Origin of the sequence: Hydrogenothermus marinus (assembly GCF_003688665.1) — a bacterium.
Taxonomy (GTDB): domain Bacteria; phylum Aquificota; class Aquificia; order Aquificales; family Hydrogenothermaceae; genus Hydrogenothermus; species Hydrogenothermus marinus.
This window is the reverse complement of record NZ_REFO01000010.1, coordinates 233,465-256,681: the sequence shown is the minus strand read 5'-3', so window position 1 is coordinate 256,681 and position 23,217 is coordinate 233,465. Positions and strand designations below refer to the sequence as shown.

Below are 23,217 nucleotides of genomic sequence, written 5' to 3'. Positions count from 1 at the left end.
AACTTTTAAATTTCATTGTTCGTTTACAGAATTTGTTTTTTCAATCATTATTTCTCTAATTCTTCTTCTGCTTGTTTTTAAAACTTTAAAAATATAATCATCAAAATTTAAGCTTTCTCCGATTTTTGGCATTCTACCAAATGTATAAATCATCCAACCTCCAAGGGTTTCATAAGGTCCCGTAGGAAATTTTATATCAAGTAATGTTTCAATTTCTTTTAGTTCTATTCTTCCATCTACTACAAGTTTATCTTTTAATGTTTTCTTAATCATTTTCTTTTCTTTTTTTGCATACTCATCTCTTATCTCTCCAACAATCTCTTCAAGAACATCTTCAAGGGTTATAATTCCCATAGTTGCCCCTCTTTCATCAACTACAACAGCCATATGATCTTTATGGGTTTTGAATCCTTTTAAAACCATAGGAAGACTTGTAAATTCTGGTAAGTATCTAATTGTATTTGCATACTTTTTTATTTTTTCTTCTGGTCTTGCATAAGCAAGATCATAAGCTCTGATTACTCCTACAATCTCATCAATTCTTTTACTAAATACTGGAATTCTTGAAAATCCTGTTGATTGAAAAACTGGTATAACTTCTTCAATTTTTGCATTCTCAGAAACGGCTACTACATCTGAAAGAGGCACTACTATCTCTCCAAGTCGTCTTTCTTCAAATATTAAAACATTAGCAATAATTTTCTTCTCTAATTCTTCTAAACCTTCAGATTCCATTAAAAGAACATCTAATAACTCTTCTCTGTTTAATATCTTTTCTTTTTTTGGCTCTATTCTAAAAACAAAAAAGATAATTTTAGTAATAAGATTTGCAAATAATATAAAAGGTATAAATAATTTTCTAAAAAATTCTAAAACTGGTACTAAAAAATATATAATTTTTTCTGAAAAATGTTGGAAAACACTTTTTGGAAGTATCTCACCAAATAAAAGAGTAAAAATTACAATACTTTCTGCAAATAACTCTTCTTTAGAATGTAAAAAAGGTAAAAATTCCGCAGTTTTCATTAAAAATTGGACATAAACAGCAGTAATTGTAACAATACTTAAAGTAGTTCCTATTAATGTTGTCGCTATATAATCATCAAAATGTTTACTTAATAATTTATATATCTTTTCTGCTTTTTTATCTCCATTTTCAGCAAGATATTTCAGTTTTGCTTTATTAATAGAAAAAAGTGCTATTTCAGAACCTGAAAAAAATGCTTCAAGTATAAGAAAAAATACTATTGTAATAATATAGCTAATCATTTAGTACCTCTTCCTGATTTTCATTTGTAGTTATTTTTTCAACAATTACAGAAATAATTCTATTGTTTTCTACTTTTTTTATAGTAAATCTAAATCCTTCATATTCAAAAACTTCTCCTTCTTTAGGAATTTTTTTTAAGTAATCAAGTATGAAACCTGCAACTGTATCATACTCATAATCTTCTGGTAAAGGAATTCCTATTTCTTCTCTGAATGTTTCTATATCTAATCTTCCTGAAACCTCCCATTTGTTTTTGTTTATTTCTTTAATATACATCTCTTCAGTTTCGTACTCTTCTGGTATCTCTCCAACTAAAAACTCTAAAATATCTTGGAATGTAATTAGCCCTACCACTGTTCCATGCTCATCTATAACTATTGCAAGATGATTTTTTGTTTCTTCAAACTCTTTTAGTAAGGAGATTAAAGGTTTAAACTCTGGAATAAAAAAAGGTTTTCTTAGATAATTATCTATAACATCATTTTCTTTTCCTTTAAATTTAAGAAAAATTATATCTTTTAGATATAAAATCCCAATTATATTATCTAAATTTTCTTTATATATAGGAATTCTGCTGTAATCTTTATCTTTTGTCTGCTCTAAAACTTCTTTAACTGTTAATCCTGATTCTAATGCAAATATATCTCTTCTTGGTGTCATAATTTCACTTACTGTTGTATCATCAAGTTCTAAAGTTGCTTCAATAATTTCTTCTTCTTCTTTTGTAAATATCCCTTGTTCTCTTCCAATAGCTAAAATCGTTTTTAAATCTTCTTCAGATATTTTATGGCTTTCAATAGGAAGTTCTAAACCAAATTTCTTTAATAAAGCAGTAGCAATTTTTGTAAAAATAAATCTAAAAGGTGTTGCAACAATATAAAAAAGATAAAAAGGTCTTGATGCAAAAAGAGCATACTTTTCAGGAAAATAACTGCCTATGGTTTTTGGTGTAATTTCTCCAAAAGTTAAAATTAATATTGTCATAACAATAACTGCAACAAATACATATTTTTCACCTAAGTACTTTATAGCTAAAGAAGTTGCTATGGCAGAAGCAGTAATATTTATAAGTTCATTTCCTATTAAAAAAGTAATTACCAACTCTTTTGGTCTTGATCTTAACCAGTCTGCAAGTTTTGCTGATTTATTTCCTGTTTTTGCCAATCTCTTTATTTTTAACCAATCCATAGAAAAGAAAGAGGATTCTATTCCTGCAAAAAATGCTGATAATCCAAGCAAGATAAATATTATGATGAAATTGGTAAAAAATTGAGAATCAAACAAAGTAGCAGTAAACCTCCTTTCCATTAATTTTTTTCATAGGTGGTTCTTTTTTGCATATATCTTTTGCTATTGGACATCTATGGTAAAAGACACAAGCTCCTTCTATATCTTCTCTTTCAATATCAATAATCTTTTTCTTTTTTCTATGAAATGGATCTATAGGTGGTAAACTTTCTATTAAGATTTTTGTATATGGATGGGATGGATTTTTTAGAATATTTTCTGTTTTCCCCGTTTCCATTATTTTACCTCTGTATAAAACAATAATTCTATTAGCTAAAATTCCTACAACATTTAAATCATGGGATATAAATAAAAAGCTTATATTTTTTTCTTTGTTTAAATCTTTTATTAAATTAATTATCTGAAGCTGTATAGAAACATCTAAAGCAGAAGTTGGTTCATCTGCTACAATAAATTCTGGATTTAAAACTATAGCTCTTGCTATTGCTACTCTTTGTCTTTGTCCACCTGATAGCTCAGAAGGATACCTATTTAAAAACTTTTCACTATCTAATCCTGCCAAGTTTAGTGCATTTTTTACCTTTTCTAATCTTTTATTTTTGTCTTTAATCCCCATTACAAGTAAAGGTTCTTCAACAATCTCTTTAATCTTAAATCGTGGATTTAAAGATGTTCTTGGGTCTTGAAATATTATTGATGTTTCTTTTCTAAAAGATTTATTTTCATAATAGTCAATATCTTTACCTTTAAATAATATTTTTCCACTATCTTTTTTTATAAGTTTAAGAATTAATTTACCAATAGTTGATTTTCCACTTCCAGACTCTCCTACAAGTCCAACAATTTCTCCTTTATTCACTATAAAAGAAACATTATCAACAGCTTTGAAATATTTTTTTTCTAAAAGACTCTTTTTTATAAGATAATATTTTTTGAGATTTTTAACTGTCAGTAGGGGCTGACTGTCGTTTTCCATTTTTCTCTTTTACCTTTCTTTTGATTCTATTTGTTGAAGGTACAAATCTATATTTAGGGATAAATAATTTTTCTTCAAAGCTTTCTACAACTTCATAATCTTTTTTATTTAAACTTAAAGATGTAAAAGCAGATATAACAGCATTTAGCTCTCTTCTTAACTTATTTTTATCCTTAGATAAAAATCCCTTTGGTAATTTTATTCCTGTTTTCTTTAGGTTATATAATCTTTGCTCTAATCCTTCTCTAGTTGTAATTGGAAGTATATCTTTCCTAATTATTTTTTTAAAAAACAGATCTGTAGCTGTTTTTATTATTATTTTTCTTTCTCCTTTTTTAATTATATTTTCATCAGCTATTATATACTCAAACTCTTTTTGAATTTTATGAATTATATCAAGGGCATACTTAGTCTTACTTGGTTCTTGATTTATAGCAATATTAACAGTAAGTATATCTGGATGATGATGATCTATAAACCAGTAAAGACCTTCTTTAAAAAAATGACTTAAAATTTTTACATTTTTATTTTCATCTATTTGACATACAGTAAATTCTTTAAAATCTACATCTATTCCATAATACATAATCTAACCTTCAGCTGTATATTTTATAACATTTACTTTTTCCATTGTAATTAAACCTGACTTTATAATATTATCTAATAACGGTAAAACTTTATCTATTCTTTCTTTTTTATCAACTACTTCTATTACTACTGGTAAATCTGAAGAAAGAGATAATATACCTGCTTCATGTATTCTTGAAGATGCTCCATATCCTAAAATACCTCTAAATACAGTTGCTCCAGCAACATCATTTTCTCTTAGTATTTCAACTATCTTTTTATATGTTAATTTTCCGTCTGTTCTATCAGTTTCACCTACAAATATTCTTAAAAGAACAGCTTCACCTGTTATTTTCATTTTATATCACCATCCTTGCAGTTATAAATCCGAAGATTCCTGCACCTAAAGCAAAACTGTTATTTAACAAAATATTAACAATACCTTTGATATATTCTCCATCTTGGAAAAGAGCTATAGTTTCATAAGAAAAAGAAGAAAATGTTGTAAAAGCTCCTAAAAATCCAACACCTAAGAAAACTCTCCATAAAGGATCAATTGCTAACTTTTCTAAAAATAAGATCATAAAAAATACAAGTATAAAAGAACCTACAGTATTAACAATTAAAGTTCCATAAGGAAAATCAGTGCCAAAGATTTTAGCTGAAAAATTAACAACAAAATATCTTGAAAGAGCTCCTAATGCTCCTCCAATCATTACTGCCAATATATTTAACATATATGCTCCAGTAATTGTTTTATTTCTTTTTGACTTCCTAAGAATACAGGTGTTCTTTGATGTATATCTTGAGGTTTTATATTTAAGATGCTTTCTTTACCATTTGTGGAAAGGCCACCTGCTTGCTCTATTAAAAATGCCATAGGTGATGCTTCATATAAAAGTCTTAATTTACCATTTTTATTTTTTTTGTCTGATGGATATCCAAAAATTCCACCTTTTATTAATGTTCTATGAACATCAGCAACCATTGAGCCTATATATCTTGATGTATAACCTTCATCTTTCAAAGTATTTATAAAATCTTTTAAACCTTCTTTATCCCATTTTTTCTCATTAGCTTCATTTATTGAATATATTTTCCCTTTTTCTGGCAGTTTAATATTAGGATGAGATAATAAAAACATTCCAACAGAAGGATCTAATGTAAAGCCATTAACTCCGTTTCCAGTAGTATAAACAAGCATAGTTGAAGAGCCATATATTACATATCCTGCGGCTATTTGTTTATAACCTTCTTGAAGAAAATCTTCTTGTGTACCATTTACTTTTTTATGTATAGAAAATATTGTTCCAATGCTAACATTAACATCTATATTTGAAGAACCATCTAATGGATCAAAAGATATTACATATTTACCATTTTTACCTTTTTCTGGGAAAATAGGTTCATTTAGCTCTTCAGAAGCTAATCCAAAAAACTCTCCACAATCAGAAAGATAATCTATAAGAATCTCATTTGAAAGTTCATCAAGTTTTTGAACTTCTTCACCTTGTACATTTACTTTTCCAGCTTTACCTAAAATATCTACTAGTCCTGCCATTCTTACATGAGATGCAATTACTTTACAAGCAGATGCAATTGTATTTAATGCTAGAGATAAAGAACCAGTTGCTGAAGGATATTTTCTTTCTTCTTCTAAGATAAATCTTGTTAATTCGGTACCTATTTCTGCCAAGTTTACCCTCCTTTATTCCTCTTCTAAAGAAAATTCAACCTGTCTTTTAGGTTTTACAGTGGTAACTGCATGTTTATATACTAAAATCTGTCTTGGTCCTTCTTTTAGTAAAATACAAAAAGTATCAAAATATCTTATTTTTCCTTCAAGTTTTACACCATTTTCAAGATATACATTAACTCTAACATTAGCTTTTCTTATAGCATTTAAATATTTTTCCTGAATTCTTGGCATTTTATTTTTAGCCATTATTTCCTCCATAAATGCAAATAACATTAATTATTATATAGAAAAAATATAACTTTTTTTAAAACAATATCTCTACTCTATATCAAATCTTTTCTTTTTTTCTTCGTTCTTGAAAAAATTTTTTTAAAATATCAGAAGCTTCTTTAACAGGAATATAATGATAATCTACATTAAAAGGTAAGAGATCATCATCAAAAAGAGTATATTTATTCATAATTGCTCCACCTTTCTTATCTTCTGCAAGGAAATTAACATTTTTTATTCTAGCTTGCATAATTGCTCCAGCACACATTACACAAGGTTCAAGAGATACCCAGAGTTCACAATCATCTAATCTCCATCTACCAAGTTTTTTACAAGCTTCACTGATAGCAACAATTTCTGCATGAAGAATAGCATTATTTTTTGTTATTCTTTGATTATGGCCTCTTGATATAATTTCTCTATTCCTCACTACAACAGCTCCTACAGGAACTTCACCTTTTTTATAAGCTTTTTCTGCTTCTTCTAATACAGCTCTTATTGCTTTTTCCATGTTTAATTAAAACCTTTGTGATAATTTATATATCTCTTCTTTTAATTTATTTATTCCTTCTTTTGTGACAAGAGATATAGGAATAAAAATATAACTCTTTTTAGAAAACGCATCTTTTAATTTATTTATTTCCTCTTTATTTGAAAGCATATCTATTTTATTTCCTACAATTATTTGAGGTTTCTCAAGTAGCTTAGGATTATATTCTTTCATCTCTTTATTTATAGATTCAAAAGCTTGTATCGGATCTCTTTCTCTAAAATCAGATATATCTATTACATGAATTAAAAATTTTGTTCTTTCTATATGTCTTAAAAACTCATGTCCTAAACCAGCTCCTTGAGATGCCCCTTCTATTAGGCCTGGAATGTCAGCTAATACTATTGATTTTCCATAATCAAGCTGTAAAACTCCAAGAACTGGTGAAAGGGTTGTAAATGGATAATCTGCTATTTTTGGTTTTGCATGGGATAAAACAGAAATTAAAGTAGATTTTCCTGCATTTGGAAATCCAATAATTCCAGCATCAGCAATAAGTTTTAGCTCAAGCTCTATCCATCTTTCTTCTCCTTTTTCTCCTTCTTCTGCATAATCAGGTGCTTGATTTGTAGCAGATTTAAACATTGCATTTCCTTTTCCGCCTTTTCCACCTGTTGCAACAACAACCTCTTCTCCTTCATTTACAAGATCTGCAAGTATCTCGCCTGTTTCAGCATCTTTTACTACAGTTCCTACTGGTACTTTTATAATTAAATCTTCAGCAGATTTACCATGTTTATTAGAACCAGAGCCATGTTGTCCTCTTTTTGCTTTAAAATGTCTTTTTAGTTTAAAATCATAAAGAGTTTTCATTCTACTATCTGCTTTTAATATAACATTACCACCATTTCCACCATTACCACCTGCTGGTCCACCTTTTGGAACAAATTTTTCTCTTCTCCAAGCTACACAGCCATTACCACCATCTCCACCTTTTACATATATTTTTACTTTATCTACAAACATAGTTATTTCCTTTTTTTATGGGATTTTTAGTTAAGAAATTTATTCTTTATGAGAAAAATTGCAATTGAAAAGAATTGGATATTGTTAATTATGAAGGAAGATTTATAAATATTGGAGAGGATTTAACCTCTCCAAGTTTGTTAAACAGCTTTTACTACTTTGCCAGCTTTTAAACATTTAGTGCAAACATAAATTCTTTTAACAGTTCCATCTTTAAGTTTTGCTCTTACTCTTTGAATATTTGGTTTCCATGTTCTTTTAGTTGTTGTTGCAGAGTGTGCTACAGAATTTCCATGAGCAGTTTTTTTACCACATATTTGACATACAGCCATTATATCATTTCCTCCTTTTTTCTCATTAAGAAATAAATATTATAACATAATTATTAAATTTAGTTTTTGCAGATAGAATATATAAGATTGATATATCTTATATAAAAGATTTATTTTTTCATATAAACTATTAAAAATTAATTTTTGGAGGATTAATATGGGGTTTAAACCTGTTGATGTATCAGGAAAGTTTGAAACAATAAGAACTGCTAAAGCAGAAGGTAAAATATACCTTTCTAAGGAAAGTGTAGAAATGATAAAAGAAGGGAAAGTGCCAAAAGGAGATGTTTTACTTGCATCTCAGATGGCAGGAATGTATGGAGCAAAAAGAACTCCTGATATTCTTCCGTTTTGCCATAACATAATGATAGATCATGTTGTTGTTGATACAAGATTAGATGAAGATGGAGTATATGTTAGTGCTGAGGTTAAAAATGTAGGAAGAACTGGAGTTGAAATGGAAGCTTTAACAGCTGTTTCTGCTGCTTTATTAAATGTTTATGATATGTTAAAAGCTTTTGATAAAAATATGGTAATTGGAGATATAAAACTTGTTTCAAAAAGAGGTGGAAAATCTGATTATGCAGAAGATTTATCAGGTTTAAAATGTGCTGTAATTACTTTATCAGATAGCTGTTCAAGAGGTGAAGCAGAAGATAAAAGTGGTAAAACTGCAATAGATATAATTGAGAATGAGTTTGGTGGAGAGGTTGTCCATTATAAGATACTACCAGATGATAAGGATAAAATTGTAGAAGAGTTAAAATCCTTAGAAGGAAAAGTAGATGTTATATTTACAACTGGAGGAACTGGTTTTAGTGAAAGAGATCAGACAGTAGAGGCTACAAAAGAAGTTATAAGAACAGAAGCAGTAGGATTTGGAGAAGCAATGAGAATAATAGGTGTTAAATTTACTCCAAAATCTCTACTTTCAAGAGCTACTGCAGGCATTATAGGTAAAGACACATTAATTATAAATATGCCAGGTAGTAGAGGTGGTGTTAAAGATAATTTAAGAATGCTTGCACCTATGGTAAAACATGCTATTAGAATGGCAAGAGGAGAGAAAAAGCATTGAAATCTCTCCTTCTTTTTGCTCTAATGTGGAAAGATAAAGAATATTTAAAAAAAGTAGAAAATTATTTACAAAATTTTTATGGAAAATTTATTAAAGAATCAGAGGCTTTTGAGCCTCCTTTTTCTAAATATTATTATGATGAAATGGGGAAACCCTTATTTAAAAAATTTGTAGCTACAGAATTTTTAACAAATCATTTGGCTTTAGCAAATATAAAAAAGCATTGTATGTTTATAGAAGATAAATTTAGATTAAATAAAAAAAGAACAGTAAATATAGATCCTATTTTACTTGATATGGAAAAAGTTTTAGTAGCTACTACAAAATATAGAGGAAATAGAATACAGATAGATAAAGATTTATATATGGAAATTGAGCTTTGGTACTATAATAAAGAATTTAAACCATTTTTGTGGACATATAAAGATTATGAGTTAAAGGCAGATTTTTTTAAAGAAGTTAAAAAAATTTTAAAAAAGTTAAAGTAGGTAAGTTATGGATTATATAAAGAAAGCAAAACAGTTTTTTATTAATGAGATAAATGATTATATGTTTTATAAGCTTTTAGCAGAAAAAGTAAAAGATGGAAATTTTAGGGAAAATCTAATAAGAATTTCTAATATGGAAAAAACTCATGCTGAGTTTTGGAAAAGTTTTTTAGAAAGAAGGGGAGAAAAAGTACCTGAAGTTAGTATCTCAAGTTTAAAAAAGATTTTAGTAAATATTTTAAGTAAATTCCCAAATCCAGCGGTAATGGTATCTTTTTTGGAACTTGGAGAAGCATCTGGAGTTAAAGAGTATAAAGAATTTTTAGATAAATCTAATCTTGATAATAAAGAAAGAGAAATACTGAAAAAAATAATAATAGATGAGATAAAACATGAAACATTCTTTTCAGAAGAAGCAGAAAAACTTGGACTTTCTAATGTAAGAGATTTTGTTCTTGGAATGAATGACGGACTTGTAGAGATTCTTGGAGCAGTTACAGGTCTTTCTGCTGTCTATATAAATAATCCTTTAATAGTTGCTTCTTCAGGTTTAGTTGTTGGAATAGCAGGTGCTTTATCTATGGGAATTGGTGCATTTATATCTGTTCGTTCTCAAAAACAAGTAAATCAGGCAATGAAAGAAAAAATGGAAATTATTTTTGAGGTATCTCCAGATTTAGCTGTAGAGGAAATTAAAGATTATTTAGAAAAACTAAGTATTCCACCTGAAATTGTAAAAAAAGTTTTAGAAAATATAGATGATAAAAAAAGTATAGCAAAACTATTGTTAAAAGAAGAAGATGAAAATGAATTAAAATCAGGATTATTTACGGGATTTGCATATCTTTTTGGTGTTTTCTTTCCTATAGTACCTTACTTTTTTGCTCCATCTTCTTTAGTTGCATTACCATTCAGTATATTATTTGCAGGTTTAGCTTTAGCAACAGTTGGTATTTTTATTTCATTATTTTCAGGAATTAATATTAAGAAAAAAGTTCTTGAAATGGTTCTTGCAGGATTTTCTGCAGCAGGACTTTCATATATATTTGGAAAAATTGTACAAACTGTATTTGGAATTGAAATATAAAAGGAGGCTTTAAGCCTCCTTATTGTTAATTATGCTCCAAGAGCAGATTTTAAAGTGTTTATTACTTCGTCATAGTTTGGTTCTTCTGTGATTTCAGGTACTAATTGTTTGTAGCAAACTTTACCTTCCGGATCAACTATAAATACTGCCCTTGCAAGAATTCCTTTTAATGCACCTTCTGCAATTAATACTCCATATTTTTCCATATCTCTGTATCTAAAATCAGAAGCTACAGTTATATTTCCAATGTTATAGCTTTCACAAAATCTTTTTTCTGCAAATGGTAAATCCATAGAAACTACTGTTACATCAACATCAAGCCCTGCTAATTTTTCATTAAATTCTTTTGTTTCTTTTTCACAAACAGGTGTGTCAAGAGATGGAACAGTGATTATTACTTGGTATTTACCTTTAGCTCCTCCTACTGTTTTTTCTGATAAATCAGAAGCTACTACAATAGCTTCAGGAGCTTTATCTCCTACATTAATTTCTGGTCCTACAAGTGCTACAGGATTTCCTTTTAAATTTACTGTTGTTGCCATAAAGCTAACCTCCTTCAGTTTTAATATTTGAAATTAGTTTATAAAAAAATCAAATAGCGTTATATGATTTTTGTCCTAATTTGAAAATTTTATTGAAGAAAAAGGAAATGGTCGGAGCGACAGGACTCGAACCTGCGACCTCTGGCCCCCCATGCCAGTGCTCTACCGCCTGAGCTACGCTCCGACTTTTTTCTTAAAAAGAGTAATTTATTCCTATACCTACATTGGAAATAATTACATTATAGTTTTTTCCTTGACTATTTCCTTCGTATTTTAAAATATAATAACTATAAAAATCATCAACTCTTAAATTTAGTTCTAAACTAAATTTCTCAAAAATAGGAAATATTATACCACTTTCTAATCCAATACCTATGCCAACTCCTTCTCTTTTAATATCTCTATTTGAATAATCTTTAAAAGAGCCTATGCCTGCACCTACATAAGTTTTAAACTTACTAAAATCAAATAAATAATCATAAAAAAAATTTACTGAATATCTATCTTCATTACTTTTACTATTATAAATTATTCCAAGAAAGCTAAATCTATGTTTATTATTAGAAGTACCACCAATTTTTAGTATTACATAGCTATCTTCACTATTATTTATAGCATCTGTATTGGCATTTATGCTTGCACTTCCAAATTCAACACCTAAAAAATTTTCTATAGAGGCATAAACAGTTTTATTTAATAGTAAAAAAACTGCAATAAATAAAAATTTATTTTTCAATTAAATCATTCTCTTGTTTTAGATATTCATTCTTATAGTTAATATAGTTTTGATAAGATTTTTCAAGCCATTTTATTTCTTCTTCTGTTAGACTTCTTTTAAATCTTGCAGGTGAGCCTGTCCATAAACTTCTTGGTTCAATTTTTTTTCCGGGAGTAACTAAGGCACCTGCTCCAATAATACTTTCTTTTCCTACAACTACTCCATCCATTACTGTAGAAGACATACCTATTAAACATCTATCTTCAATAGTGCAAGCATGTAGCATTACATTATGGCCTACTGTTACTTCTTTTCCTATAATTGTTGGATACTTTTTATGATCTACATGAATTATTGTCCCATCTTGGATATTTGTTCTATCTCCAATTCTTATATAATTAACGTCTCCTCTTATTACAACGTTATACCATATAGAACAGTCTTCTCCTATTTCAACATCTCCTATAATTACTGCATTTTCTGCAATAAATGCAGTAGGATGGATTTTTGGATATTTGCCCTTATATGCTTTAATTATTGCCATCCTTTCTATCCTCTTTATTTTTTGTTAAAAATTTATATCCTACAACAAGATATAAAATAAACATTGATAACATTATAAAAGTTGCAGGAATTAAATAAATAATCTTCATTTTTCACCTTTATATGTTGCTTTTCCTGTTTCAGTTTCCCAAACAGTAATTGAGACAATTTTAATATCTTCAAGAAGTCCTGCTTCTTCTAATTTTTTCTCTAAAAATTCATATATAAATTTAGCAATTGCTTCTGCTGTAGGACAAAAATCAACAATAAATAATTTTAAAAATCCAAAATCTTCTTTAAACTTAGGATATAAAGGATCATTTTTATCTATTATGAAAGAATGATCTATCTGATTATCTATTAAATCTTTTAACGCCGCTTTTATATGATAAAAATCTATTACCATTTCTTGTTCATTTAATGTATCAGAACCAACTGTCACTTCAAGTTTATAACTATGTCCATGTATATTTAAACAAGGATTTGGAGGAATTTCATTCCCCATTAATTTAGCACCTTTTCCTGCCATGAGGTTCTGTTTCCAAACTCTATGACCTGCCTCAAACTTAAATTTTTTTGTTATTTCATATCTCATTGTTTTCCTCCTAAAGCTCTATTTTATAAGTATCAAAAACTGGCCCTTCATAACAAACTCTAACATAATTGTTTTTTTCTATATCTTTTACTACACATCCTATACATATTCCAAATCCACATGCCATTTTACTTTCTAAAGATGCATAACATGGGATATTTAGCTTTTTAGCTATTTTATCAACTGCTTTCATCATTCCTTTTGGGCCACAGGTAAATATAGCAGTATTTTCTTTTTCTAATGCTAATTTCTCTAAATCTCTTGTAACAAGTCCTTTTTCTCCATAACTTCCATCTTCTGTATATATAATTACATCTTTTTCTAAATTATTATCTTTTATCCAATCAAGCATTGAAAGCTGTTCTTTTCTTCTTACTCCATATATTGCTTTAAATGGAATATTTTTCTTTTTAAACTCTTTCATTAAAAATGATAGTCCTGCAAAACCTATTCCACCACCTACCAAAAGATAATAATCAAAATTCTCAGGAAATAGATTTTTTCCAAGAGGCCCTAAAACATTTATCTCTTCTCCAACTTTTCTTTCTGTTAATACTTTTGTTCCTTTTCCATATACATCATAATAAATCCATATTTCATCATCTATAACATCTGCAATAGCAAAAGCTCTTCTCATCATAGGATCATATTGATATTCAGGAATACCTTTTACCATTACAAAATGTGCAGGTCTTGCTTTTTTTGCTATCTCTTCATTCCTAAATTTTAAAAGCCAAGTAATTCCACTGATAAATCTATTTTCTGTAATTTTTACCTTGTAATCTTTTATCATCAAGTTGCCTCAAATTTAGCTTTTGAAAATATTTTATCATTATTTGAAACTCGCTAAATATTTCTTAATTTTTATAGTAAAATTGCTAAAAAGTTAGTTTTTGAGGGAAAAGTTGGCAAATAAAGAATGCTATCAATGTGGAATACCAATTACTGGAAAATCTTTAAGATATGATATTGGAAATGGCCAAGTTGAAGATTTTTGTTGTTTTGGTTGTTATTTAATAAATAAAACTACCGGTTTAAGAGGAGAAGAAGGAAATGCAGTAGCTTTTCTTGGTAAATTTGGCTTCGGTTATTTTTTAGCTATGATTGTTTTTATGCTTTCTACATACCTTTATGGAGCACATATGACTCCTGATGATCCAGAGGCTCAAGCTTTTACAAAGGTTATAAAATATATTATTTTAATTCTTTCTACCCCTGTAATGATTTTACTTGGGATTCCTATATTAAAAAACTCATTTTCAAGACATAACTGGCTAAATTTTAATACAGATACATTAATTGCTATAGGCGCTTTTTCTGCTTATTTTTTATCAGTTTATTCTGTATTTACAAATAAACCTTCTATATATTTTGAAACTGCAACAATGATACTTGTTTTAGTTACATTTGGTAGATATTTAGAAACATCTTCAAGAGTTAAAGCCTCAAATTTTGCTAAACAGCTTTTAAGATTAGTACCTCAAAAAGCAACTTTATTAAAAGATGGTAAAGAGATAGAAGTTAATGCTGATAAATTAAAACTAGGTGATATTGTTCTTGTTAAAGAAGGAGAAAAAATACCTGCTGATGGTATTGTTTTAGAAGGAAATGGATATGTAGATGAAAGTATGCTTACCGGAGAATCAAAACCAGTCTCTAAAAAAGAAGAAGATGAAGTTTATGCAGGAACTATACTTAATAATGGATTTTTAAAAATTAAAGTTATAAAACCTCAAGAAGAATGGGCTTTAAATAAATTTATTAAAATGATGAAAGAAATTAGAAACTCAAAAGCACCTATTAACAGAATTACAGATACAGTTTCAGCATACTTTTTACCTGTAATGCTTTCTTTATCAGCTGGAGCTTTTGCATACTGGTATGTTGAAGCAGGTTTTGAAAAAGCATTAATAACTTCAATGTCTGTTTTATTAATATCTTGTCCTTGTGCATTTAGTATTGGAGCTCCTCTTGCTTTATGGATTGGTTTAAGTGAGGCTTTTAGAGAAGGAATTATTATCAAAGGAGCTGATGTTCTTGAAAAATTATCATCTGTAAAAACTATATTTTTTGATAAAACAGGCACAATTACAGAAAGATTTTTAATGGTAAGTAAAGTCAAAGCAAAAGATGAAGATATTATAAAAAAAGCTTACTGCTTAGAAAAAATGTCTCAACATCCTTTAGCTATAAGTTTTGTTTATTATTGTAAATCAAAAAATCTAACTGCTGATTGTAATGTAAAAGATTTTAAAACCCATTTTGGTTATGGAATTGAAGGTATAGTAAATGGAGAAAAATTATATATTGGAAATAAACAATTTATTTCAAAATTAGGCTTAACAATACCCCAACAGTTAGAAGAGATAGAGAAAGAAGCAGAAAAAAATGCAGAAATTCCAGTATTTATATTTAATGATAAACAAGTTCTTGGAATAATTACATTTTCTCAAAAAATAAAAGATGAAGCTCCTATTGCCATAAAGGCTTTGAAAAAATTAAAGTTAAAAATAAAAGTTTTAACCGGAGATACAGAGTATTTCGCAAGGATAATAAAAGAAAAACTTGGAATTGAAGAAGTTAAAGCAAATCTTTTACCAGAGGATAAAATTAAGGAAATAGAAAAAGAAAAACAAAAAGCTAAAGTAGTTGCAATGGTTGGAGATGGTATAAATGATGCTCCAGCTCTTGCAAAAGCAGATATTGGAATTGCTATGGGTTGTGGTACAGACATTACAAAAGAAAGTGCAAACATAAGTTTAGTAAGTGATGATTTAAGAAAAGTTCCTTTAATGATTTTACTTGCAAGAAAAGTTAAAAGAGTAATTTATACAAATATATTTTGGGCTTTTATTTATAATATAATTGGAATAGGATATGCATTAACTGGTAATTTAAGTCCTATTTTAGCCGCTCTTGCTATGGTTTTAAGCAGTGCATTTGTAATAGGTAATTCTATAAGAGTTAAAAATTGGTAAAAGCTTTTTTCCTAAAAATTATTTTTATATAAAAATTTAGCTAATTAAGATTCAAGAAGCTAAACAGCTAAAATCCCTATAAATTAACTTTACTTATCTACAAGCTATAATATTCATATTTTTTTAGTCTCAATTAGATTTTTATTTTTCAGTTAGATTTTCCTTCCAAAAAGCTATCTGTTCTAAAATTCTTTCTTTGGCAGTTCCACCGAAGGTTTTTCTCGCATCTGCTACATATTTCGGGTTTAAAATATTTAATGCATCTTCTTCAAAAAGTTCAGAGAATTTCTTTAACTCTTCTAAAGTTATGCTTTCAAGCTCTCTATTTTGAGCTGTTAAATATCCAACTATTTGTCCTACAACATGATGAGCTTGCCTAAAAGGTAATCCTTTATTTACAAGATAGTTTGCTAAATCAGTAGCTAAAGCAAATCCACCTGCTGATTTTTCCATGTTTTCTTTTTTAGGTTTTAATCCTTCTATAATTTTAGTCATACCGATAATTGAACCTTTTAATGTTTTAACTGCGTCAAAAACTGGTTCTTTATCTTCTTGTAAATCTCTGTTATATGCCATAGGAAGTCCTTTAACTATAGTTAAAAGTGCTATTAAATCTCCATAAACTCTACCTGTTTTACCTCTTATAAGCTCAAGGACATCAGGATTTTTTTTCTGAGGCATTATAGAAGAGCCTGTAGTTAATTTATCAGGAAGTTCTACAAAAGAAAACTCTGTAGAATTCCATATTATTAAATCTTCAGACTGTCTTGATAGGTTAGACATACATATTGCACTGTTTGATAAAAATTCTATAATTGCATCTCTTGAGGCAGTTGCGTCTAAGGAATTTCTCATAATTTTTGAAAATCCAAGCTCTTTTGCTGTCATTTCTCTATCAAGAGGAAAATCTACTCCTGCTAATGCTCCACTTCCAAGAGGCATCTGATCTATTCTTCTTAGATTATCTTTAAATCTCTCTTGATCTCTGTTGTACATTTCAAGATATGCTAAGAAATAATGGGCAAGTCTTATAGGTTGTGCTCTTTGAAGATGTGTATAAGCAGGCATAACAATATCAACAGTTTCTTCTGCTTTTTTTAGTAAAGCTTTTTTTAATTCTTCTAAAAGATTTATTATATTATTAGTTTCTTCTTTTAAATAAAGTCTAAAAGCTGTAATTACTTGATCATTTCTACTTCTTCCAGTATGAAGTTTTCCTCCAGTATCACCAATTTTTTCAATTAAAGCTTTTTCTATATTCATATGTACATCTTCAAGCTCTTTTTTCCATTCAAATTTCCCTTCTTCTATTTCTTTTTTTATTTCTTCTAATCCTTTTATTATTTTCTCAGAATCTTCTTTTGGTATTATCCCTTGTTTACCAAGCATTCTTGCATGAGCAATACTTCCTTTTATATCGTAAAGAGCAAGTTCTTTATCAAAAGAAATACTTTCTGTAAACTCTTCTACAAACTCATCTGTTCCTTCTGAGAATCTACCGCCCCATAACTTTTTCTTTTCCATTTTCACCTCTAAGATTAAAATTTGTCTGATATACTAAATATATGAAGAAATATATAATTATAATACTTTTTATACTGCTTTTTGTAAATGGCCTTGGTATATGTGTATTTTATAAAGATAAAAAAGAAAAAGAAGATATTTTATATAAAAATTCCATTAAAAATTTAAGATCAAATTTTAACTCTGTAAAACGTCAATACAAAAAATTAATAAATTATGCATTTTATAAAGATATAAATAACAAATACATATTAAGATTAATAAAGAAAAAAAATAAAAAGAAGCTAACCTATGAGCTTAAAAGAATTTTTAATTATTTAAGAAGAGAAAATGTAGATAAAATCTTTATATTAGATCTTACTGGAAAGCTTATAGCAGGTGTGTCTAAGGATAAACTCTCAAATCAATTTAAGCCTGAAAAGTTAGCATCTATTCAATATGTTTATCCATTAACCTATAAAAATAGTTTTTTAGGAAATATATATTTTTCAATTCCATTTTCTGTTATTCAGGAAGAGCTAAATAAAATTTTTCCTGAAACTTATCTTTTTTTATTAAATAAAGATATTATTGTAGATAAAATTAAAAGAAAAACTACAAAAATTGCAATTCCTTCTGAAATATCAGCTAATTTTTACTATGAAAATATGACTTTAAAAAATATTCCTATTAGTTTAATTAATAGCAAAATTAAAGAAGAAGTACAACCATTTTTAAGTTTAAAAAAGCCTATTTCTTTAGTTTATAAATACAAAAATAACTATATTTTAATTTCTTTTTATCCTGTATATAATCTAAAACAACAATTTATAGGATATTTAGTTTCTTATTCAGTAGATAATACTTATGGTGTAATTATAAAATCTTACTATTTAAATATAATATTAACTTTTTTAATCTCTATTGTTTTAGCTATTTTAGTTTATATAACTATAAAAAATATAGAAAGATTTAGATATTTAGCAGAAACAGACAGGCTTACAGATTTATATAATAAAGGTAAATTTAATGAAGTTTTATCTCAAGAGATTGAAAGAGCAAGAAGATATAAAAGGCCTTTATCTTTAATTGTTTTTGATATAGATCACTTTAAAAAGATTAATGATACTTATGGACATAAAGTTGGAGATGAAGTTTTAAAGGCTTTAGCAAAATTAGTAAGGAAAAAGGTAAGAAAGACAGATTTTGTAGCAAGATGGGGTGGTGAAGAGTTTGTAATTTTAGCTCCAGAAACAGACTTAGAAGGAGCTAAAAAATTAGCAGAAAAGATAAGACAAGCTGTTGAAAACTATGAATTTCCAACTGTTAAAAAAGTTACTATAAGCTTAGGTGTAGCCCAATTAAAAGAAGATGATACTCCAGATGACTTTATAGTAAGGGCAGATAAAGCCCTTTATAAAGCAAAAGAAGGTGGTAGAAATCAAGTTCAAGTTACAGATTAATTTAAAAGCTGTTTTAAATAGCTATCTATCTCTTTTATACTTTCTGCAATTATGTCATATCTAATTTTGAATCTCTCTTCTTTTTTAAATTCTCTGTATTCTTTATGTAAACCTTTGTCATCTTCCATTTCTTTATATACAGATGCAGGTCTAAGTAAAATTCTTACAATCTTTCCATCAGGCTTTATAAAAACAAGATAAGGAACATCTACCTTTGCAATATTGTAATTTCTAATTGCATCTGAGTATGCTCTATATACAGGGATTTTTAACGGAAGTTTTCTTTTAGCTTCTTGCAATTCTTCACCATTTGACTTACTAAGTAGAACAGCCATAAATTTTATTTTGTCTTTATATTTATCATAAAGTTTATTCATTTCTGGTAAGAAATAATAAGTTCCTGGTCTATCTCCTATAGCCCAAAATATTATTAATATAGGTTTTCCTTCTTTTTTTTCTTCTTTCAAAATATCTGAAAAATGATATTCTTTACATCTTTTTTTCCATTCTCCATTTTCTTTATAATAAATCTCACTAGGACCATACTGGCATTCTTCAGATAAGAACGTGAAATCTGGAGCTTTTTCTCCTATTAAGATATTTTCTTCGTAAGCAAAAGAAAAACCAAGGACAAATAAAATTGCTAAGAATAAGCTTTTTATTCTCATTTTATCACCTCTTTTCCAAAATTTTTTTCTCTATCTTTTTCTATTTTAAACATATTAACATATGTTATTTCATTTATATCTTTATCTGAATCAAAATTTATGTGGATATAATTTCCTGTAAGTCCTAATTTCTTTCCATTTTTTTCACCAATAATTAAAACTTCTAAATCTTTATTTAAATACTTTTTTCTGAAGTTATAATTTTTTTCTTCTGAAATCTTTCTTAAAATTTTAGTTCTTTCTTTTTTTTCTGTAGGATGTACTTTATCTCCAAATTTTACTGCTGAAGTATTTTCTCTTTGTGAATAGGTAAATATATGCATATAAGCAAAAGGTATTTCTTTTATAATTTTTACACTTTTTTCAAATTCTTCTCTTGTTTCAGTTGGAAAACCTGTAATTATATCTGTACCTATTGCTGTCTCTGGTCTTCTTTTTAAAATCTTATTTACAATATCAATATATTGAGAAACTGTATAATTTCTTTTCATATCTTTTAATACTTTATCGCTTGCAGACTGCATAGAAAGATGAAAATGAGGAGCTATTTTTTCTTCTGAAGTTAATAATGAAAGTAGATTTTCATCAATCTCATTTATTCCCATAGATGAAAGTCTTATTCTGTAAAGTTCTTTTATATTTATTAATCTTTTTAATAAATTATATAAATATCCTTCTTTATGGTCGTATCCATATTGAGAAAGTTGAGTACCTGTTAAAACTATCTCTTTGAAACCTTTATTTACTAATATTTTTACTTGATTTTCTATATCTTCTATTTTTGCACTTCTTACTTTTCCTCTTGCAAATGGGATAATACAAAATGAGCAGAAACTATTACATCCTTCTTGAACTTTTAGTATAGGTCTTGCTCCTTCATAGAAAGTGCTTATTTGGAAAGTTTCAAACTCATTTTTCCTGAAAATATTATCTATGAAAACTTTTTCTTCTTTTCTTTCATTTATATAGTTCTCTACTATTTCATAAACAGTAGTTTTATGGGAATTTCCTATTACTAAATCTATCTCATCTATCTGAGCAAGTTTTTCAGGGCTTACTTGTGCATAACAACCTGTAGCTACTACTATAGCATTAGGGTTTCTTCTTTTTGCTTGTCTTAAAACCTTTCTTGAAGTTCTATCTGCATCATTTGTTACTGTGCATGTATTTACAATATATATATCTGCTTTTTCATCAAAAGGTATAATCTGATAACCTTTATTGCTAAACTTTTCTTCTAAAGCAGAGGTTTCAAACTGATTCATCCTACAACCAAGAGTAGAGAATGCAACCTTCATAGAATTTTCCATTTATTTCCTCAGTATTAAATAATAATCTATTGAAATTTTAGTATAAATCAAAATATTATCAACTGTTTTTATCATAAATTTGTAGTAAAATTCTTTTAAGAAAAAAAGCTTTAATTTATGGTAAAAAATGAAAAAGATAGGATATAGCATAGGTATTACAAGGCCAAATAGAATAGAATTTATTACAGATTTTCCTGTAAGGCTTGGTCAGTTTGTTATTCTTGAGTATGAAGAAAATGGTAAAAATCACCAACTACTTGGAATGATTCAAAAACTTGAAAGGGAAAATCCATTTTTAAAGGATGTTGCTTTTGTTTCTCAAGTAGAAGGAATGAGAGAATTTTCTAATCCTGAAACTATTATAAGAGGAGAGATAAATATATTAGGACTTATAGTGGAAACTGATAATGAGATTTTCTTACAAGTACCAAGAACACCACCACTTCCAGCATCTCCTATATATGAGGCAGATCCAGAGCTTTTAAAAAAACTTTTTGGTTCCAAAAAAGAAAGCTTTGTGAAAATTGGAACATTACTTTCTGAAAAAGAAGAAGTGCCAGTTTATATAGATATAAATCAGGTTGTTTTAAGACATCTTGCCATATTAGCAGTAACAGGAGCAGGGAAATCAAATACAGTTTCAGTATTACTGAAAAATATAGTTGATAAAAAAGGAACAGCAGTAGTTTTTGATTTTCATGGAGAATATACTAAAACAAAAATTACAAGAAATGGAAAAATTGCAGTAAATCATATAAAACCTTTTATAAATCCTGTACATCTTAAAGTAAAAGAGTTTGCATCTTTAATAGGAATAAAACAAAATGCCCATGTTCAGTATAGATATTTTAGACTTGCTTTAGAAAATCTACTTTCTGATTTAAAAGAAGAAAAAGGTGAGGACTGGGAAAGATTTTTATCCACAGAAGAGTTTTTAGATAGATTAAAAGAAGAAGTAGAAAATATTGCAAATACAGATGAAGAATCAAATAAGAAAAAGATTAAAGGAAAAGTAAAAGATGATTCTTTATATGAAGTTTTAAATAAACTTGAAGATACATACTTGGAACTTGGACATATTATAAAGCTTGGAGTACCACCATTAATTGATGTAATTAAGGAAGGTTATATAAATGTTTTTGATTTTTCAGAACTTGATGAAGATGTAGCAGATACAATAGCATCAAATATTTTAAGATGGAGTTTAGAAGAAAGAAAAAAAGCAGTAAGGCAAGGTGGTTCTAAACTTCCGTTTCCTATATTAATAGTAATAGAAGAAGCTCATATTTTAGCAGGGGAAAAAAGAAATACAGAATCTAAATACTGGATAGGAAGAATTGCAAGGGAAGGTAGAAAATTTGCATTAGGACTTACAATTGTTACTCAAAGACCAAAAGGACTTGATAAAGAGATTCTTTCACAAATGAATAATATGATTATATTAAAACTTGTTGAACCAGAAGATCAAAAACATGTTCAAAGAGCAAGTGAATCTCTTTCTGCTGAGTTAATGGAATACCTACCTTCTTTAAATCCGGGAGAAGCTATCCTACTTGGTAATATGACTAAAATACCTTTACTTGTAAAAATAGATAAAGCTAAGGAAAAAATAGAAGGAAACGATATAAATGTAGTAGATGAATGGGCTAATACTAATATAAAAGAAAATTCTTCAGATATTTTAGATGAGTTAGATTATATATAATGAAGTTATTTAAAAATAGAGAAGAAGCTGGCAATTTAATAGGAAAATATTTAAACAAATATCTTGAAGATAAAGAAGATGCAATAATCCTTGCCATACCAAGAGGTGGAGTACCAGTTGCTTATTATGTAGCAAAAGAAACAGGAATTCCTTTTTATTTTGTAATCTCAAGTAAGATAACATCTCCTTCTGATCCCGAGCTTGCCCTTGGAGCTGTTGATATTGAAGGAAATTATGTAATATCAGATTTTGCAAGAAGAATATATAATCAAGAACAATTAGAAATATTCAAAAAAATGGCTTTAGAAAAAAATAAAGAAAAAGCAAAAAAATATGGATTTAAAGATATAGATTTAAAAGATAAAATAGCTATAATTGTAGATGATGGAGTTGCTACAGGATATACTGCTATTGTTTCATCTCTTTATGCAAAGAAAAAAGGAGCTAAAAAAGTAATACTGGCTGTACCTGTTTGTCCTTCTGATGCTATTTATAGATTAAAAGATTATTTTAATGATATTATCTGTTTAGAAAGAATAGATAGCCCTTATTTTGCAGTTGGTATGTATTATGAAGATTTTCATCAAGTTGAAGATGAAGAATTTTTTGATTATATAGAAAAAGCAAAAAAAGAAAAAATATTTTTAGAAAAGGAGTAAAT

At 27.9% G+C, this 23,217-nt stretch carries 27 protein-coding genes and 1 tRNA gene; 7 read left to right on the top strand and 21 right to left on the bottom strand.

Annotation, left to right across the window (positions count from 1 at the left end; all coding sequences use genetic code 11):
- Nucleotides 1-12 precede the first annotated feature (12 nt).
- The 11 genes from CLV39_RS01750 to rpmB form a co-directional block, all read right to left on the bottom strand.
- Complete coding sequence (locus CLV39_RS01750) at nucleotides 13-1,269, bottom strand: hemolysin family protein (protein WP_121922506.1); 1,257 nt, start codon at nucleotides 1,267-1,269, stop codon at nucleotides 13-15.
- Complete coding sequence (locus CLV39_RS01745) at nucleotides 1,262-2,554, bottom strand: hemolysin family protein (protein ID WP_121922505.1); 1,293 nt, start codon at nucleotides 2,552-2,554, stop codon at nucleotides 1,262-1,264. Before CLV39_RS01745 ends, CLV39_RS01750 begins: the two co-directional genes overlap by 8 nt.
- The gene (locus CLV39_RS01740) at nucleotides 2,547-3,494 is read right to left on the bottom strand and encodes an oligopeptide/dipeptide ABC transporter ATP-binding protein (RefSeq protein WP_121922504.1); all 948 of its coding nucleotides are present in this window, start codon (nucleotides 3,492-3,494) and stop codon (nucleotides 2,547-2,549) included. Before CLV39_RS01740 ends, CLV39_RS01745 begins: the two co-directional genes overlap by 8 nt.
- On the bottom strand, nucleotides 3,460-4,080 hold the full coding sequence (locus CLV39_RS01735; RefSeq protein WP_121922503.1) for a hypothetical protein: 621 nt from the start codon (nucleotides 4,078-4,080) through the stop codon (nucleotides 3,460-3,462). The genes CLV39_RS01740 and CLV39_RS01735 overlap by 35 nt, the downstream gene beginning before the upstream one ends.
- A gap of 3 nt (nucleotides 4,081-4,083) precedes the next feature.
- Nucleotides 4,084-4,419, bottom strand: a complete 336-nt coding sequence (locus CLV39_RS01730) for a DUF190 domain-containing protein (RefSeq protein ID WP_121922502.1) — start codon at nucleotides 4,417-4,419, stop codon at nucleotides 4,084-4,086.
- A gap of 1 nt (nucleotide 4,420) precedes the next feature.
- Complete coding sequence (gene crcB / locus CLV39_RS01725) at nucleotides 4,421-4,798, bottom strand: fluoride efflux transporter CrcB (protein WP_121922501.1); 378 nt, start codon at nucleotides 4,796-4,798, stop codon at nucleotides 4,421-4,423.
- Nucleotides 4,792-5,757, bottom strand: a complete 966-nt coding sequence (gene fbp / locus CLV39_RS01720) for a class 1 fructose-bisphosphatase (RefSeq protein ID WP_121922500.1) — start codon at nucleotides 5,755-5,757, stop codon at nucleotides 4,792-4,794. Before fbp ends, crcB begins: the two co-directional genes overlap by 7 nt.
- Before the next feature lie 12 nt (nucleotides 5,758-5,769).
- Entirely contained in the window at nucleotides 5,770-6,006 is a 237-nt protein-coding gene (gene hfq, locus CLV39_RS01715; protein WP_121922499.1) for an RNA chaperone Hfq, read from the bottom strand.
- Between the two features lie 82 nt (nucleotides 6,007-6,088).
- A complete protein-coding gene (locus tag CLV39_RS01710) occupies nucleotides 6,089-6,541 on the bottom strand; it encodes a nucleoside deaminase (protein WP_121922498.1) in 453 nt (150 codons plus the stop codon).
- A gap of 6 nt (nucleotides 6,542-6,547) precedes the next feature.
- Nucleotides 6,548-7,546 carry a GTPase ObgE gene (gene obgE / locus CLV39_RS01705; RefSeq protein WP_121922497.1) on the bottom strand — a complete coding sequence of 333 codons (999 nt, stop codon included), beginning with the start codon at nucleotides 7,544-7,546 and terminating at the stop codon, nucleotides 6,548-6,550.
- 140 nt (nucleotides 7,547-7,686) lie between these two features.
- A complete protein-coding gene (gene rpmB, locus CLV39_RS01700; protein WP_121922496.1) occupies nucleotides 7,687-7,878 on the bottom strand; it encodes a 50S ribosomal protein L28 in 192 nt (63 codons plus the stop codon).
- 157 nt (nucleotides 7,879-8,035) lie between these two features.
- On the opposite strand from rpmB, the gene moaCB reads away from it, so the two are divergent.
- From moaCB to CLV39_RS01685, 3 genes are read left to right on the top strand one after another with little or no spacing between them, the layout of a single operon-like run.
- On the top strand, nucleotides 8,036-8,956 hold the full coding sequence (gene moaCB / locus CLV39_RS01695) for a bifunctional molybdenum cofactor biosynthesis protein MoaC/MoaB (RefSeq protein ID WP_121922495.1): 921 nt from the start codon (nucleotides 8,036-8,038) through the stop codon (nucleotides 8,954-8,956).
- Nucleotides 8,953-9,444 carry a DUF4416 family protein gene (locus CLV39_RS01690; RefSeq protein WP_121922494.1) on the top strand — a complete coding sequence of 164 codons (492 nt, stop codon included), beginning with the start codon at nucleotides 8,953-8,955 and terminating at the stop codon, nucleotides 9,442-9,444. The genes moaCB and CLV39_RS01690 overlap by 4 nt, the downstream gene beginning before the upstream one ends.
- A gap of 7 nt (nucleotides 9,445-9,451) precedes the next feature.
- On the top strand, nucleotides 9,452-10,531 hold the full coding sequence (locus CLV39_RS01685) for a VIT1/CCC1 transporter family protein (RefSeq protein WP_121922493.1): 1,080 nt from the start codon (nucleotides 9,452-9,454) through the stop codon (nucleotides 10,529-10,531).
- A 29-nt stretch (nucleotides 10,532-10,560) separates the two neighbouring features.
- Here CLV39_RS01685 and tpx read toward each other — a convergent pair whose 3' ends face one another.
- The 7 genes from tpx to CLV39_RS01655 form a co-directional block, all read right to left on the bottom strand.
- Nucleotides 10,561-11,073 carry a thiol peroxidase gene (tpx, locus tag CLV39_RS01680; RefSeq protein WP_121922492.1) on the bottom strand — a complete coding sequence of 171 codons (513 nt, stop codon included), beginning with the start codon at nucleotides 11,071-11,073 and terminating at the stop codon, nucleotides 10,561-10,563.
- 108 nt (nucleotides 11,074-11,181) lie between these two features.
- Nucleotides 11,182-11,257, bottom strand: a tRNA-Pro gene (locus tag CLV39_RS01675).
- A 9-nt stretch (nucleotides 11,258-11,266) separates the two neighbouring features.
- Entirely contained in the window at nucleotides 11,267-11,809 is a 543-nt protein-coding gene (locus CLV39_RS01670) for a hypothetical protein (protein WP_121922491.1), read from the bottom strand.
- Nucleotides 11,799-12,335, bottom strand: coding sequence for a gamma carbonic anhydrase family protein (locus CLV39_RS01665; RefSeq protein WP_121922490.1), 537 nt, complete (start codon nucleotides 12,333-12,335; stop codon nucleotides 11,799-11,801). The genes CLV39_RS01670 and CLV39_RS01665 overlap by 11 nt, the downstream gene beginning before the upstream one ends.
- On the bottom strand, nucleotides 12,322-12,444 hold the full coding sequence (locus tag CLV39_RS08790; protein WP_281271954.1) for a hypothetical protein: 123 nt from the start codon (nucleotides 12,442-12,444) through the stop codon (nucleotides 12,322-12,324). Before CLV39_RS08790 ends, CLV39_RS01665 begins: the two co-directional genes overlap by 14 nt.
- A complete protein-coding gene (locus CLV39_RS01660; RefSeq protein ID WP_121922489.1) occupies nucleotides 12,441-12,929 on the bottom strand; it encodes a 6-pyruvoyl trahydropterin synthase family protein in 489 nt (162 codons plus the stop codon). Before CLV39_RS01660 ends, CLV39_RS08790 begins: the two co-directional genes overlap by 4 nt.
- 10 nt (nucleotides 12,930-12,939) lie before the next feature.
- Nucleotides 12,940-13,722, bottom strand: coding sequence for a dihydroorotate dehydrogenase electron transfer subunit (locus tag CLV39_RS01655; protein ID WP_121922488.1), 783 nt, complete (start codon nucleotides 13,720-13,722; stop codon nucleotides 12,940-12,942).
- 112 nt (nucleotides 13,723-13,834) lie between these two features.
- Here CLV39_RS01655 and CLV39_RS01650 point away from each other — a divergent pair, with 112 nt between their 5' ends.
- Nucleotides 13,835-15,907, top strand: a complete 2,073-nt coding sequence (locus tag CLV39_RS01650) for a heavy metal translocating P-type ATPase (RefSeq protein WP_121922487.1) — start codon at nucleotides 13,835-13,837, stop codon at nucleotides 15,905-15,907.
- Nucleotides 15,908-16,048: 141 nt separating this feature from the next.
- On the opposite strand, the gene argH is transcribed toward CLV39_RS01650, so the two are convergent.
- Complete coding sequence (argH, locus tag CLV39_RS01645) at nucleotides 16,049-17,431, bottom strand: argininosuccinate lyase (RefSeq protein WP_121922486.1); 1,383 nt, start codon at nucleotides 17,429-17,431, stop codon at nucleotides 16,049-16,051.
- A gap of 41 nt (nucleotides 17,432-17,472) precedes the next feature.
- Between argH and CLV39_RS08650 the strand changes: the two genes are divergently transcribed.
- Nucleotides 17,473-18,873: a GGDEF domain-containing protein gene (locus tag CLV39_RS08650; RefSeq protein ID WP_211325019.1), complete on the top strand. Its 1,401-nt coding sequence runs from the start codon at nucleotides 17,473-17,475 to the stop codon at nucleotides 18,871-18,873.
- Here CLV39_RS08650 and CLV39_RS01635 read toward each other — a convergent pair.
- Together CLV39_RS01635 and mtaB are read right to left on the bottom strand one after the other, a co-directional pair.
- Nucleotides 18,870-19,541: a peroxiredoxin family protein gene (locus tag CLV39_RS01635; protein WP_121922485.1), complete on the bottom strand. Its 672-nt coding sequence runs from the start codon at nucleotides 19,539-19,541 to the stop codon at nucleotides 18,870-18,872. The genes CLV39_RS08650 and CLV39_RS01635 overlap by 4 nt on opposite strands.
- Nucleotides 19,538-20,851, bottom strand: coding sequence for a tRNA (N(6)-L-threonylcarbamoyladenosine(37)-C(2))-methylthiotransferase MtaB (mtaB, locus tag CLV39_RS01630; RefSeq protein WP_121922484.1), 1,314 nt, complete (start codon nucleotides 20,849-20,851; stop codon nucleotides 19,538-19,540). The genes CLV39_RS01635 and mtaB overlap by 4 nt, the downstream gene beginning before the upstream one ends.
- A gap of 127 nt (nucleotides 20,852-20,978) precedes the next feature.
- Between mtaB and CLV39_RS01625 the strand changes: the two genes are divergently transcribed.
- Entirely contained in the window at nucleotides 20,979-22,556 is a 1,578-nt protein-coding gene (locus tag CLV39_RS01625; RefSeq protein ID WP_121922483.1) for an ATP-binding protein, read from the top strand.
- Nucleotides 22,556-23,215: a phosphoribosyltransferase gene (locus tag CLV39_RS01620; protein WP_121922482.1), complete on the top strand. Its 660-nt coding sequence runs from the start codon at nucleotides 22,556-22,558 to the stop codon at nucleotides 23,213-23,215. Before CLV39_RS01625 ends, CLV39_RS01620 begins: the two co-directional genes overlap by 1 nt.
- The last annotated feature ends 2 nt before the right edge of the window (nucleotides 23,216-23,217 follow it).